Raw genomic sequence first — 14,194 nt, 5'->3', positions numbered from 1 at the left:
AGTCTTATTTTTTTAAAAATTAACAATTGATTGTGTGAGGTCCTTACTGTAATGTGGGCTTCACCGGTCTGTTGATGTAGTTTTCCATGTGCGAAAGGGGGAGGGTAATGAACGGGGCATTCCATCCACCTACGCGAACCATGATATCAGCATACTTAAGCAGCTTACTGGATGCTATGGATTGATTTTCAATTAGGTTGGATGCCTTCGCAATCTCGTATATTTCTTGATAATGCGACGAGGCGATAGTTAGCGTAAGCATGCCTCCCTGCTTCTCCACAAATGTTTTGATGATATTTTCAAGCAAGGCGTCCGATTCAAGGCAGATGTCGGTAATGACCCCAGCTGCAAAACGATTTAGACCCAGGTGGCTGAAGGTTTCCAAGAGCTGTGCTGGTGTGGAGTTCCATGTGCCGGATGTTGGCGTAAAGTTTGGTGCCAACGGATCGCCTGTGTTGCGTGCTGCAGAGGCTGCATTTCCGGCTCCCTGCCAGTTGTATTGCTCAAAGGTACCTAGCCCTGCCGTAAATTTGAGGTCAAAGTTTGGAAGCGTGGTTTGAAGTGCATTGCCATAGTATCCAGCAATTGCACGCAACGCCCATACTTGCTTATCCTCATCACCCTTTGGATCGAGGAATACCTTATATGTGAGATCCTTCGATTTATTTACTGCACTGTAGAAGGTGTCCAAAATAAACTTGGCAATACCGTCCGTTTCGCTACCGTTTCCAAATTGTGGCGAGTTGGTAAAGAGGTCAACCTTAATGGAGTCGAACAATCGCTGGGTCCTGAAATCGCCAGTGTCTCCTGCTGTGAAATTGTAGCGTAGAGCGCTGAGCACATCGGAATACTTATACTTCTTCTTGTCGAATACCCACTCCTTAATTGCGGCCATTGTATTAATCATGTCGGGTACCCCACCCAGAACGGTTCCACCAAGGTTGTATTCGGCTCCTCCCCACGATTTGTCACGACCCGTTTCTAGGCATGTTCCAAAGAGGGCGGATACGAGTGGGGTGGGAACAACGAACTCGGTTGTCATGTAATACATGCACATGGAAAGTGCCGACTGATCAACGAAAAATTGAATTTGGTTAGCGAGGGCCTTTTTAAGGTCTTCAAAGTTCGTTATTTCACCGGTATCGATGCTTAGCTTTTGACCACGAAGCAACTCTGGGTTTGAGGTTAACGCCGCACCACGGTTTAGGCTGCACTCCATTATGGTCATTCCATTAATCATTCCGAAGGTCCATTCGCTTACCCCGTTCAGAACAGGTTCCCAGCAGCCATCAACGCAGTAGTCGTTGGCCAGCTGCTGATACTTCTTCAGCTTATCGGGGTCGGTTTCACCATACGACATGGCATTGGTCAATGCCGGAATCATCACCTCGTCGTTTAGTATTGACGGAAGGTTTTTGGTCTGTTTGAGCGATTCCGTTACGGCAGCGTATAGTTCCTTGGGGCTGTTTTTGTGAAGCCTAACGTAGATTCCAGGTGTAGAAAGATTCACATTCCTGAAGGCGTCAAGTATAAGATAGGTGCAATTGTTGGTTGCGTCTTTTCCTTCCGGTGTTTTGCCACCAATAATGATGTTTTGCAAAAAGTTGTTTAAACCCGCTCTCTGGTCTAGATAGTAGGGGTGGATACCCAGCGCCGCATTGTAGTCCATGTGGTCCTGCTCAACGAGGTATTGGGTTGTAAGATTCAAACGCCCTGCCGCCTTAATAATGAAATTTTCGACCAGTTCACGGGCGAAGGCCTTATTGGGTTCTTGCTCTAGATAGGGATTGAGAACTTGATCCATCCTTCCAAGCGACATGTAATCGTTGGTGGCGTGGAGGCAGCAATGTACCATCCAGATGCTGTGCATGGCTTCGTAGAAGGTGCTGGCTGGCTTTGCTGGAACTTTTTTGCATATGCGGGCCAGCTCCAAAAGTTCAGCCTTTCTCTTTTCATCCTTGCAGGCTTTTGCTTTCTCCTCTGCAAGAGTGGAAAAGCGATATGAATAGTCAATTACTGCATTGCACGAGATGATTACAGCTTTGTAAAACGCCTTGGTGTCGTAGGCATCTTCTATTCCCATCAGCCGCTTGGGATGCAGCTTCTCATCGGCATATTTAACAATGCTCTGCAAACCATTTTGTAAAACCCGTTCGTAGTTTATGGTATTGTGACCCAGCAACGCCATTTCGGTTTTGTTGGTGGAGGAGCCAACTCTGAGCTCCTCTTCGGTAAGGTAGATGGGAAACACCTTGCCCAAGCCGTTTGACCCCATTGGTATGGTGCCGGCAAACAGATCACTATCCTCAATTTCGAAGCAGTGCGTATTGCCAAAGTCCTTGGTATTACACATTGCCTTCAGCATTTCATCGATGCCGTGTGCTCTTCTTACAATCACGTGCTCGTTGGGAAATAATTTGGCAACGTTGGGAAGTTTGTTTTTGTCGAACCATTCCGTTGACCTGTTTTCGAAACCTCGCTTTACAAGGTTTTCACGCAGTTTTGCGATACGTGGGCTTAATTCTTGTTTCATAGCTTTTGGTTTAAATGGTTGGTAAATAGTTTAGATAATTGGAGACATGCTTGAACATATTCTCCGCTTGATTTTTATCGTATTTAACCATGGGCGTTTTACCCATCGCTGAATAGTAGTGGGAGCTTTCAGGGTTGTGCGGAAGTATCTCTATTTTCTTTATTCCATATTTCTGCAAAAGCTGGTGAACGGCATTAAGATATACCTCGGTGGTGGTAATTCCCGGAATTACAGGGATGCGCACTACTATATCTGCATTAGCCTTATGGGTTAAGTAATCCAACGTTTTGAGAGTTTTGTTCTTGAGATATTCAGATTGCTCATTCTTTTTGCTGGTCACCAGCCTAATACCTACCAGCCAAGTGTCGATAAACGGATGAACGGCTTGTATGTGCTCAATGGGAACAATTCCGGATGTTTCGAGTGCTGTATGAATACCCGATTCCTTGCACATTTTGGCGAAGGCGGCAAGTGGCTCAGCTTGTAGGAGTGGTTCTCCTCCGCTGAAGGTAATTCCTCCGTCGTGCCCTAAAAGTTCCAGCTGGGGTTTCACCATTTCAAACAGTTGGGTGATCTTCATTTTTGTCGTTGGAAGAATAAGTGCACCGCTGTGCTTTAGCTGTGACGACTGTGGACAGGCTTCCACGCAGGCACCGCAGTGAGTGCAATTTTCCCTTTGTAGTATGTGAGCGTTGCCGCTGATGAGGTGCACATTGTTGGGGCAGGTAGTTTGGCAGCGGCCACATTTTTTACACAAGTTATCAAAGTAAAGAATAGGGCTTTCTGCTGGCTGGGAGTGGGGGGAGTGGCACCAGCTGCAATCCAAGTGGCAGCCCTGTAAAAATAGGGCCACTCTTTTTCCGGGTCCATCGGTTTCGGATAACCAGCTAATGTGGAAGTATAAAAGATACTTGTCCATTATTTTCGTAGAATATCTTTACAATTTCAATAATCGTTTGGCAATGGTATTCTTTCTGCAAACAGGAATCCTGCAACCCAGAAGTAGTGGAAGTGGGGCGGTTTATACTTTAGCGCTCCCGGCAACTACTGGCTGGTTCAGATATCTTGTTAGCCCTGAGTGCATTTGCTTCCAGGGGAGAAGAATTACTTTATTGCGGTTTTACTTACTTAGCGATAGTACCAATAAGTGTGCGAATACACAGCTTATTGCAGGTATCTGCTTTTATTGAAAAGCAAAATGTGTTTTGTTTGATTGCGGCCTACCAAAGCTATGACTTTTTTTTCTGATATATACAATATCGTCTGTAAAAAATATGGTGATAAGTATCAAATAGTGATATGGCTTTTGTAACAACCCCACGGATGTGATGCAAGAGACCATTGCTAGTTATGTATTGCTAATATTTTACACTGTGCGAGTTCGATGCACCGTTTTACTGTCGAGTTGGTCCGTTTGCGCTGAATGTTTTGCACATCCTTTGAGCCAAACGCAAATAAAAGTGCACTAAAAAGCACAAGTCTATGTGTTTCTTAGTGCACTTATTGTAAATCTCATCGGATAGTGCAACAGAGTGCACTATTGAGGCAAATTATTTAAAATTAGGAAATCTGCATTAAATGACTTCTTATTTTCGGATCACTATTACCTCATTTATTGATGTTTAGCTTTAGGACTTATCCCGCTGTCGGTGGTCATTTCCGACAAAATCGCCTTCATCTGCCGCAGCTCTTTGCCATAACCGTCCCAGTCATCCTGTTTCAGGTATTCAACGGCTTTATTGTAATGGGAGAGTGCTTCCTTCGCTTTGGTTGACAGCCCTGATTTTACTAGGTTTCCCATGACAATTCCTAGCTGTACCGTGGTGGAGTCTTGCAGTCCGGAAGAGTTAAAGATCGCTTGGAGCGCTTCATCCAGCGTTGGCCGCATTTCAATCTGGTCCTTATAAATAACGATAACGCGCTTCAGCTCGGGTATCTGCCCCTCCTGCGATTGCAGGTATACAGGTTCCACATAAATGAATGAGTTGTTGATAGGGATTACAAGCTGGTTCCCCTTGAACACATGCGAACCCTGTTGACCCCACAGGGTGAGCTCAGCTGAAATATCCGGCTTCTGATTGATTCTTCCTTCGATCTGCATTGGCCCGTATACGAGCTTATCTTTTGGAAGCGTATAGACTATAAGTTCACCGTAGTTGGGTACGTCGCAACGGGCACACATCCAGGCAATCATGTTATCTTTCTTAGATGGGGTAAGCGGCTGCATAAGGATATACTCTTCTTCTGTATTCCCAGGCAAGCGCATGATAACGTAGTAGGGAAACATCTTCGCCTGCGCGTTATTATCGGCCAAGGCATTGGGCACGTCCCAGTAATCTTCCTGGTTATAAAACACCTTGGGGTCGGTCATGTGATAAACATTGTACATCTGCGTCTGTATGTTAAACAGATCGGTTGGGTAGCGGATGTGTGCTTTCAGGAAATCCGGCATATCGCTGAAAGGCTTGAAAAGGCTGGGATAAATCTTTTGTAATGTCTCCACAATAGGGTCATTGGGATTGATTACATAGTAGGAAACATCCCCGTTGAATGCGTTGATGACTACTTTTACGGAGTTGTCGATGTAGTTGAAGCTGTTTCCGTCCTGGCCTTGTGGGAATGGTTCAGAATAGGGAAACATATTGCTGGTGGTATAGGCGTCGTGTATCCAGTAGAGCTGTCCGTCAGTTCCAACAACTAGGTAAGGCTGACTGTCGTATGCAAGAAATGGGGCGATGGTCCGATCACGCGTTACAATATTTCTATTGAACATTATGCGGCTTTGTGGGGTGATATAGCCGGTAAGTAGAATTTTTATGTCGGAAAATTTCCAGGCATAAACAATGCGCTTGAACAGGTTAGAAATGCGAACACCTCCGCTACCTTTATAGTCGGTGTAGACATTATTGGCCCCCTTGGGATAATCAAATTCTTTGGCCGTTGTATTTACCAATACGTATTGGTCGGTCTCCTCGCCGTAGTAGAGAGCCATCTGCTTTAAGCTGATTGGGGTAGTGGTGGTTGGCGGAATGTCCTTCATGATTAGCTCGGGCATACCATCCTCCATAATTTTATTGACAGGATTCATCACCACGCCGTAGCCATGGGTATAGATCAAATGCTTGTTTACCCAGGTCTGGGCACGGCTTGGAATTTGCGAAGCAGGCAGCTCCCTTGCGGCCAGCGCCACTTGCGTATACCTGTCAAAGTGGTAGCGGTCTACCTGCACACTGTTAAAGTCGTAATAAAGGCGGATTTCCTGCAATTGCTTGTAGGTTTGTATCAGTGGTCGGCGGTCCCACAGACGGATGTTCTCAATGGTGCTGTGGTTTTCCTTGATGTCGGCGTAGGTGAGCGACTGATCTACCGGAAAAGGTTTAACCTTTACTTTGTTGAGCCCGTAGGCTTCTCTTGTAAATTTAATGTTATTCAGGATGTATGGTGTTTCTTTGCTCAGCTCGGTGGGCTTTACCTCATACTGCTCCACTAATCCGGGATAGATCCATACAAAGCCCACTAGTGTGAGTAGCCAGACACCGGCGGCATAAAGCAGAATTTTGTATTTTTTTATGAGCGGCATTAAAAATAGAAGGATGGTAATCACCAAACTCATAATGAAAAGAGCCCAACCTGCAGGTATCTGCGCATGTACTGTAACGTAGGAAGGTCCGAAGGCAGGCCCTTGCGAGGAGTATAAGTTCTGGTAGATACTCAGAAAGTTGGATGCTGAAATGCCCAGCATAAATAGTCCAACCAACCTAATCAGGTGATTTTTTACCCGTGTGGCGATATTGAACTTATTGCCGGCAAGGCTAATGGCGCTGTCTAGGTAATAGGAAACCAGCACACCAATTGCCGTAAGAACGATTAAATAGAGATACTGGCTCACCACGAACTGATAAACCGGAAGTTTAAACACATAGAACCCGGCATCTTTGCCAAAAATAGGGTCTTTGATTCCAAAGGAAGAGGATTGAATGAACTGTAAAAAATCGTTCCAATGGCTCACGGCTGACGAGCTCATGATGATACCGAAGAACAGCGCAACTATTCCCCAAAGCCAGAAGGCTGCTTTCCCATTGTAGTAGGGTTGAATCAGGATCCGTGGATCATCTTCGCGCAGGAGCTGGTTGTTGCGGCTGACAGTGCCATTTTTATATGCCCGGCGGATGTTCAGGCCGAAAAAGAGGATGAAGACAAGGAAGAACGCCATAAAGGAGGTAGCCTGTGCCGTAAGCATGGTTGCGAACACCAAACCGTAGTGCATGTTGTTGAACCAAAGCCAGTCGCCATAGTAATTTAAGAAGAGGGTTAGTAGGTAGAAAACCACTAAAATGGCGGCAATGCTAATGATTATCTTTTTGTTTGTTTTCATAGGTTTTCCTATTTATGGTAAGAATTTAAAAGAAGAGAGGACCTCTTAACCAGAGATGACACTTTAGAAAGGTAAAATTACGCATTGTTTTGTAATCCTTCCCGTAAAAAGTGTTAATTGCTAGATTTTTAAAAAGTTGTAGTGGAATACCAAAAGGACGATAGTAGGCGAATTTAAGCCAACGTGCTGTAAACAGTGATGAAAATTGGTTATGAACTAAGTTGGATTGGACGCTCTTTAAAATAACAAAACGGTTAGCACCAGCATAAAAGCCTTGAGCATACCTGTAAGTAGATTGGTGTGAATCTCGCAGGGTAGCTGTTTAATCTTGCTCTTCCTTTTTTAGTGATTTAGGGTTTTGACGATTGTCAAAAATTGTAACGACATCTATCGTTGTCTCAGAATATTTATAGAAAATGGTTGTCTACTTGGTTACAACACATTTCCTTAAGCCTTTTATCATTTCCGATTCAGGGAAACTGTCCGGAAGTTTTTGAATTTGACTTAACGATTTATCTAGCTTCAGTATGAATTCATGCTTTACTTTGTTTGACCATTCTTTTTCGAGGTAGTAAAGGAGAATATCAAACTTTCGCATTGCAATCTTGGAGAGCCTTATTTCTCTTTTCATTAACGATGGTGCTTAATGAATTCCTTATAGTCTACTGTTTCTCCATTTTCAATCTCTTCAATTCCTTGTAAGATTTCGTCTTTCTGGGATTGAGGTAAGCTATCCCAAAAGTCAACTTTCTTGGAAGTTGCGAATATCCGCTTAATGGAGGTGAGGATGCTAGGATTATCAGTGTCCAGTATCATCCTTACAAGTTCCAATTTTTCCGCTTGAATATCCATGTCAAACCTTTTCTGCAAAGTTAAAGAATAATCGATCAAAAGGCAATTATTGTTTAATGGTCAGCGGTTTGCTTTCCATTAGATTGTGGTCGGTTTCCTGTCGGACAGCATGCCCTGACCAGCCGGTATGTTTAAAGTATGCTGTGCTTAAAAGCATTTTTAGCTGAAAATAACAATCTTACTTAGAGGTAATCTAGGTGCTTTTTTATATTTGTGCCCTGACTTTCGGAAGTTAACAGTTGATAGTGAATACCCGGGTAGACCGGTTCCTACGATTGCTTAAACCAAAATAAAATACCAAAAAATGTCGCATTCAGAGCTTATTGACTTAACCATTCTTGCCGTATTGACACTGGGATTTTTTGCTTTTTTGCTGAGTGAAAAAGCACACATCTCCTCCATTCCAATACTCATTGTTCTGGGGTTCCTATTCGGGCCTGTGTTTGGTCTTATTCCCAACAACCAGGGACACACCATTTTTAACTATGCCCGTGTTTTAGGACTAGTACTCATATTGTATACCGAGGGTCATAATTTGAAATGGACCATAATTAAAAAGCACTTGGCTACCATTGGGATACTGGATACAATAGGCTTACTTTTAACAGCTGCAATTAGTGGGTTCCTGTTTTCCTATCTGTTCAATCTACCATTAGCCGCCGGTTTCCTTTTCGGAACCATTGTTTCGGCAACCGACCCCGCTACGTTGATTCCACTTTTTAAACAAAACAAGGTCGACGAGAACATCAAAACCGTTATTGTTACGGAATCCATTTTCAATGATCCGTTGGGCATCGTATTGAGTACACTGGCCATTGCCATGGTTGCTCCCCATGCCGATCAGGCACATCTCATTGAGAAGATTGCACATTTTACGACTATTTACCCAGCTGGAGCCATATACTTCCTTTACGTGATGATTTCTGCTGTGGCACTGGGCCTTGGCTTAGGGGCTTTCGGTTACTGGACCATCCGTTGGTTGAAACCGGGACTTTTCCCCCAAATCTTCGGTGTAGCCATTGCATTTGGAGGCTTTCTTATTGGTGAAGCAGCCCAAACATCGGGTTATTTGGTTGCCACGGTCATTGGTATTGTTTTTGGAAACCATGCCCTTGTGTTTAAAAGATGGAACGAACACGCAGGGTTCAATAAGTTTGTGAAGGAGGAGATGCACTTTAACGAAATCATCTCCGATATGGCCAGCGTATTCATCTTTATTTTGTTCGGTGCCACCGTTAACATCTCCATTCTCAATGAGACACTAGTAAAAGGAGTTTTAATTGCTCTGGGGGTTGTTTTTATTGCCCGCCCCATTGCCTCTTTAGCCATTCTTCCATTGAAAAAATGGACATTCAAAGAGTATCTCTTTATATCTCTTGAAGGGCCCCGGGGTGTTGTTCCTGCTGCATTGGCGGGAGTTCCCCTAGCCATCGGTTTTATGAATCATAATCAGATACTGATTGATTGGGGCCAAGTTATTCTCTCGGCTACCATCATGACCGTTTTGATTTCCGTATTGGCCGAAACACTTTGGGTAAAACCTCTTACAAAGAAATTGTTAAGCCACAAAAAGTAACCGTATCGTATACTGGTAATTACAGGCACCAAAAGGGTTCAAATAAGGCCTTTTTGGTGCTTTTTTCATTCATACATTGTTGGCAGTTACTATTGAATTAAAAGCACGACTTTTTGCCTTGGCTGCTATCTTGAACTCATGTCCGGAACAGTTCTGGGCTTCTCCCAACCCACGGCCTCACATAGGCCAACCATTGGTAGCTGCAACTGGAACATTAGAGAATGGTGTGTTGTAGAAATTTGGGGGAGCTCTCCCCGCCAGCTTAGCTGGCAGGGTAACCTGCTCAGTTAGCGGGTCGTTGTTTTTTGTTCGTCATTAGCATATTCTAAAATGTCACCGGGTTGGCATTCTAATACATTACAAATTGCCTCCAAGGTGCTAAATCTAATTGCCTTTGCTTTTCCTGTCTTTAATATTGAAAGGTTCGATAAAGTCAATCCAACTTTATCAGATAGCTCATTAAGCGACATTTTTCGCTTTGCCATCATTACATCTAGGTTTACTATGATTGGCATAGCTTATACTGTTAAATCGTTTTCGTTTTGAATATCTACTCCTTTTTTGAAAATGGTTGCAATAATATAGATTACAGCAGCCATCAAAATAAATGCTTGACTATCTACCCAAAACTGACTGAGCTTGTCTATTTCATAACCGTGATGTGACAAATTTTTTGCCGTTTCTCTTGCTATGAAACTTAAAATTCCTATGGAGAAAGTATAGTAGCTGATTTGCTTAATTTTTTTGGCTGCAAAACTGCTAAATGGCTTTGCCAAATCTAATTTGTATAGTAATTCTATTACAATATAGAAAAGCATTGCCTTTAATACGGAAATGGATATTGCAAAACTATACATACCATAGTAAGCCCATTTGCTTTGTTGATACATACCACTCAAATCAAGCTTTTGATACAGCTTAGCCACAATTTCAGGCTTAAATACACTATAAACAAAGTTTACAATCAGACCACCTGCTTCTATGCACAAGCCGACAAAAATTAGCCAAGCTACAATGTGCAAGGCTTTAAATACGAGGTTGTTTCCTTTTGACATGGCTTTTATGAGTTAAAATGATATCGCAAAAATACAAAATAAATTATCGATAAACAATAAATATGTGTCGTATATCAAAAAATATTTTTTGATATTGCAAAGAATTTACGATAAATCGTTGATTGTATGCGATTTATTTTTGAGCGTATATCTCCGAATAGGAAGGTGGGGTTTATTTGTGATGTGTTTATCTTGGGGTACTGTCGGGGTGTTGATTTTTCTTTGTCATTTGTTTCTCGGCAGATAATACAGAATTACCGCTCCACCGTTAAAGGTTTTACTCTTAACGAGTTTAAAAATTGTCCTGTCGTATATGTTTTCAAATAGTGGCAAACCGTTTCCCTCAACAACCGGATAGATGCAAAGTTGGAGTTCATCAATCAAGTTTAGCTTCATTAGCTGTATAATTAAGCTGCGGCTACCAACAAGAATATCTTTACCCGGTTGTTGCCTAAGTCCTAAAACTTCCTCATTTAAATCACGCTTTGCTACTGTTGCACTTTTCCATTCAACATTGTTCAGCGTATGGGAAAAAACAATTTTGGGAATCTTGTCAATAGCCAGAGCAAAGTCATTCATAGATTTTTCTTCTGAAGGGTTTTCTAAAAGTGTTCGCCAAAACTCCATAAGTTGGTACGTTGTTCTACCATATAGAATTACGTCTCCCTGGCCTAGTAGCTCTGTGTAATGTTGATGTATTTCCTCATCAGGTATTCCGGCCGTATGGTCGCAAAACCCGTCAAGTGTCATATTTATTGCTGCAATTACTTTTCTCATACTTCGTTCCCTGTTGTTAAGTTTGTCGATCTACTGTTTGTAAAAATTCAAACTTCCATTTTCGTTGGGTCGTTGTTTTTGTTCATCAGTTAGTTTCAACATATTTTTTGAAGTTGTTTAGTATCGCCTGCCAACCATTTTTCTGCATCTCAATTGAATTTTCTGTTTCAGGATCAAATATCACAATAACTTCTGTCAAACCGTTTTCTTCTTTAAACTTAACTGTTGCTTGTCGACCACCAAATTCATAGGTAAAACTTTCATTTTTTTGAATTTTTGTATAGACGGCGTCAAAGTCAAAACCAAAACTTCCGTCTTTGGCTTCCATTCTTGCTACATAATGTCCCCCGATTCTTAAGTCGTTTGATGCTGTTGGGCAATGCCAACTTGGGTCGGCAAAATTCCATTTTGTTATGTGTTTAGGTAACGTGTAGTAGTCCCAAACCTTTTTACTGTCTGCCAAAACAGTTACATTAATTGCTATTTTGTTATCTGTCATACTGATTGTTTTTTAGTCGTTAAGTGAATTAATACCGAGTTGTCTTGCTCGTTCAATGTTATCTTTCATTAGTTTAACTTGTTCAGGTAAGTGTCCCTGCCAAATAGTTACTTCTCCAACAACTCTAAATGGATGTGTCGAACGAAATGACTTTGAGGGGTTGCTAGGAAATTTTTTATCCGTCAAATCAGGGTCGTCCTCTATTTGTCCGGTTGGCTCAACTAAATAAATTCTTTCTCGTCCTTCTCCAATAGCAAGTTCGGCTCCCCAGATTGCGGCATCTAATGTCGCTGTTAGGAAAATATATTTAGCATTTTTTCTTTGGCCAAAGTTTGAGTTGTATCCAATTTCGACAAGCGCACCAACTTTTAAGTCTGCCTTTGTCCCGTGGAAATATGTTTGAGCAAAAGGTGAGGCACCTTGCCTACTTTGATTCAGTCCGTTTTTGTTATTGTATTCCATTGTTGAAATCTATTTTCTTGTGCCAGTTTATTTATACTGGTCGGTTTTACAATGCCCACTAACTAACCTGTATATACGAAAAAACTGTATATACACACCCATATTGGTATGTATTGTACGGATTTAACTGTATAATACCCAAATCAACAATGTAATTTGTAAATGGTTGGATTGGGAATCAATCTTTTTTAGGCTACGATTCAGCCATATGGCTTTATCCTTGCTGGCCTGAGCAGTGGTTTGGAGGAGTTGGGGGAGGGGACCTGTTTGCTCAGCTGGCGGGGCAATCTGCTCGATTGCGTGTTGTGTTATATCAACCGATTAGGCATATCTTAACGCTGTAAAACAGTAGAAATATTATGATGACTACCACGGAATTTCTCCAGCGTCTTCAAAATATCCGCCACTTGTGCCGGTTTCATCTAACATGGCCAGCTTAACAATAATCTGGGAGGCCTGCTGCACTGTTCTTTGACCTTTGCCCTCATTCATATCCGTAATGGTGTAGCCTGGTGCAGCAGCATTAATTTTTATGGGAGTATTCTTTAGTTCTTTTGCGAATTGAATGGTTAACGCATTAAGAGCAGCCTTTGAGCTGTTGTAGGCGAGCTGTATTCTGGTGGAGTCTGGACCGCTGCTTCTTGTTAGCGAACCTTGTCCGCTCGAAACATTGACAATCCTACCTCCAGTAGATTTCTTTAGTAAAGGAAGCATTGCGGTAATCATGGCGAAAGCGCCGAAAAAATTAACCTCGAAAGTTTCTCTTAAAGTTGTGAGCTTAAGCTGGCTTGGCAATACCCCTTTTTCGAGAAAGACACCCGCATTGTTAATAAGAATATCGAGGTGTCCATACTCTTTCTCAATGAATTTGACTGCGTTATCAATGGTATTCTGGCTTGTAACATCAAGCACTATTAATTGAGCATCAATACCCTCTTCTTTTAAAGCATCCACTGCTTTTTGGCCTCGTTCTTTATCCCTTATTCCAAGAAGCACTTTATAGCCTAATTTCCCCAATTGTCTTGATGTTTCAAAACCGATACCCTTATTTGCTCCTGTAACCAGAGCTATTTTATCTTTATCCACGAGTAATAGATTTTCAACGTTACTTAAACCAGCCAGTCAGAAAATCTTGGCATTTATGAAGCTTAAATTCCGTAATTCGATACTCTTGAATGCCTGCTTTTACCAAAGGGTCATCATTACAAAATTTCTCTATATCGTCACATTTTACTATGATAATTCCACCTCCAACACCAACTTTGGGACCTGAAACAAGAACGGATCCATCTTTAAACCCTATATTCAGATATTCAAGATGAGCCTCAATAGCTTCTTCCATTTCTTTTTGTTCCGGAAGATTTTTCACGAACGAACCTTCTAACGTGTAATATTTATTTTCTTTCATAATTTACCTCCAGTGTTTGTAGTGTAGTAAAATCGTAAAAAAGAGCCTGTTAAGTTCTGTTTCTTGTCCGCCTGTTACTCAATTGAATAAAAAGTCCTCTACAAGTTTTAAATACCTTTCTGTTTCTTCATACATTGGCGCGTGTCCCGAAAATTGCATTTCTGCAAACGTTGCAGTGGGAATTATCGAGGCGATTTCTTGTCCGTCTTTCGGAGGATTTAAACCGTCATACTTTCCGCTCACTACAAGTGTTGGGGCTGTAATACTTGGTAAATCTTTCCTGAAATCAAAGTTTGTTATGGCCTTATTGGCAGCGGCAAATTGTTCTGGTGTTAAATCTGTTTCAAAAACATCAAGATGGTGTTGCATTATCTCAGTGTTGTAAGCGAAATATCCCAGTAAAGTCAAAATAGTTTCGTGAAAATTCTTCCCCTTAATTTCTTCTGCGTGTTCGCTGAACAATATTTGCAAGGATGAAGTAAGTCCATTGGATTTTGGAACAGTTAATATCAGCTTTTCAATCCTTTCAGGTGCAGCAATGGCAACACCTTGTGCAATATAGCTTCCCATTGAAACACCAAGCAAATACGTTTTTTCTATATCGTAAAAGTCCATAATGCCCAACACGTCATTTATGTGGTCCTGCAAGGTGTATTC

General features: G+C 42.0%; 14 protein-coding genes. 1 reads left to right on the top strand and 13 read right to left on the bottom strand.

The features are described from left to right. Positions 1-43 precede the first annotated feature (43 nt). The 5 genes from VMW01_02325 to VMW01_02305 form a co-directional block, all read right to left on the bottom strand. The gene (locus VMW01_02325; protein HUW05073.1) at positions 44-2,533 is read right to left on the bottom strand and encodes a pyruvate formate lyase family protein; all 2,490 of its coding nucleotides are present in this window, start codon (positions 2,531-2,533) and stop codon (positions 44-46) included. A gap of 10 nt (positions 2,534-2,543) precedes the next feature. Continuing rightward, positions 2,544-3,452, bottom strand: coding sequence for a glycyl-radical enzyme activating protein (locus VMW01_02320; GenBank protein ID HUW05072.1), 909 nt, complete (start codon positions 3,450-3,452; stop codon positions 2,544-2,546). Positions 3,453-4,145: 693 nt separating this feature from the next. After that, positions 4,146-6,908, bottom strand: coding sequence for a UPF0182 family protein (locus VMW01_02315; protein HUW05071.1), 2,763 nt, complete (start codon positions 6,906-6,908; stop codon positions 4,146-4,148). A 424-nt stretch (positions 6,909-7,332) separates the two neighbouring features. Continuing rightward, positions 7,333-7,539: a hypothetical protein gene (locus VMW01_02310; GenBank protein ID HUW05070.1), complete on the bottom strand. Its 207-nt coding sequence runs from the start codon at positions 7,537-7,539 to the stop codon at positions 7,333-7,335. Further along, a complete protein-coding gene (locus VMW01_02305; protein ID HUW05069.1) occupies positions 7,539-7,760 on the bottom strand; it encodes a hypothetical protein in 222 nt (73 codons plus the stop codon). Before VMW01_02305 ends, VMW01_02310 begins: the two co-directional genes overlap by 1 nt. A 304-nt stretch (positions 7,761-8,064) precedes the next feature. Here VMW01_02305 and VMW01_02300 point away from each other — a divergent pair, with 304 nt between their 5' ends. Continuing rightward, positions 8,065-9,336 carry a sodium:proton antiporter gene (locus tag VMW01_02300; protein ID HUW05068.1) on the top strand — a complete coding sequence of 424 codons (1,272 nt, stop codon included), beginning with the start codon at positions 8,065-8,067 and terminating at the stop codon, positions 9,334-9,336. Positions 9,337-9,623: 287 nt separating this feature from the next. On the opposite strand, the gene VMW01_02295 is transcribed toward VMW01_02300, so the two are convergent. From VMW01_02295 to VMW01_02260, 8 genes are all read right to left on the bottom strand, one after another. Beyond that, positions 9,624-9,824 carry a helix-turn-helix transcriptional regulator gene (locus VMW01_02295; protein ID HUW05067.1) on the bottom strand — a complete coding sequence of 67 codons (201 nt, stop codon included), beginning with the start codon at positions 9,822-9,824 and terminating at the stop codon, positions 9,624-9,626. A 30-nt stretch (positions 9,825-9,854) separates the two neighbouring features. Beyond that, complete coding sequence (locus VMW01_02290) at positions 9,855-10,391, bottom strand: DUF2975 domain-containing protein (GenBank protein ID HUW05066.1); 537 nt, start codon at positions 10,389-10,391, stop codon at positions 9,855-9,857. Positions 10,392-10,616: 225 nt separating this feature from the next. Beyond that, positions 10,617-11,168 (bottom strand): dihydrofolate reductase family protein, encoded by a 552-nt coding sequence (locus tag VMW01_02285; protein ID HUW05065.1) that lies wholly within the window; start codon positions 11,166-11,168, stop codon positions 10,617-10,619. A gap of 85 nt (positions 11,169-11,253) precedes the next feature. Then, a complete protein-coding gene (locus VMW01_02280) occupies positions 11,254-11,667 on the bottom strand; it encodes an SRPBCC family protein (protein HUW05064.1) in 414 nt (137 codons plus the stop codon). A gap of 12 nt (positions 11,668-11,679) precedes the next feature. Continuing rightward, positions 11,680-12,129: an NAD(+)--rifampin ADP-ribosyltransferase gene (gene arr / locus VMW01_02275; protein HUW05063.1), complete on the bottom strand. Its 450-nt coding sequence runs from the start codon at positions 12,127-12,129 to the stop codon at positions 11,680-11,682. A 366-nt stretch (positions 12,130-12,495) separates the two neighbouring features. Beyond that, a complete protein-coding gene (locus tag VMW01_02270) occupies positions 12,496-13,215 on the bottom strand; it encodes an SDR family oxidoreductase (protein HUW05062.1) in 720 nt (239 codons plus the stop codon). A 19-nt stretch (positions 13,216-13,234) separates the two neighbouring features. Further along, a complete protein-coding gene (locus VMW01_02265) occupies positions 13,235-13,537 on the bottom strand; it encodes a YciI family protein (GenBank protein HUW05061.1) in 303 nt (100 codons plus the stop codon). A gap of 78 nt (positions 13,538-13,615) precedes the next feature. Then, the coding region (locus VMW01_02260; protein ID HUW05060.1) for an alpha/beta fold hydrolase at positions 13,616-14,194 on the bottom strand (579 nt) is incomplete at its 5' end.

Source organism: Williamwhitmania sp., assembly GCA_035529935.1.
Taxonomy (GTDB): domain Bacteria; phylum Bacteroidota; class Bacteroidia; order Bacteroidales; family Williamwhitmaniaceae; genus Williamwhitmania.
This window is presented reverse-complemented; position numbering and strand designations above follow the sequence as displayed.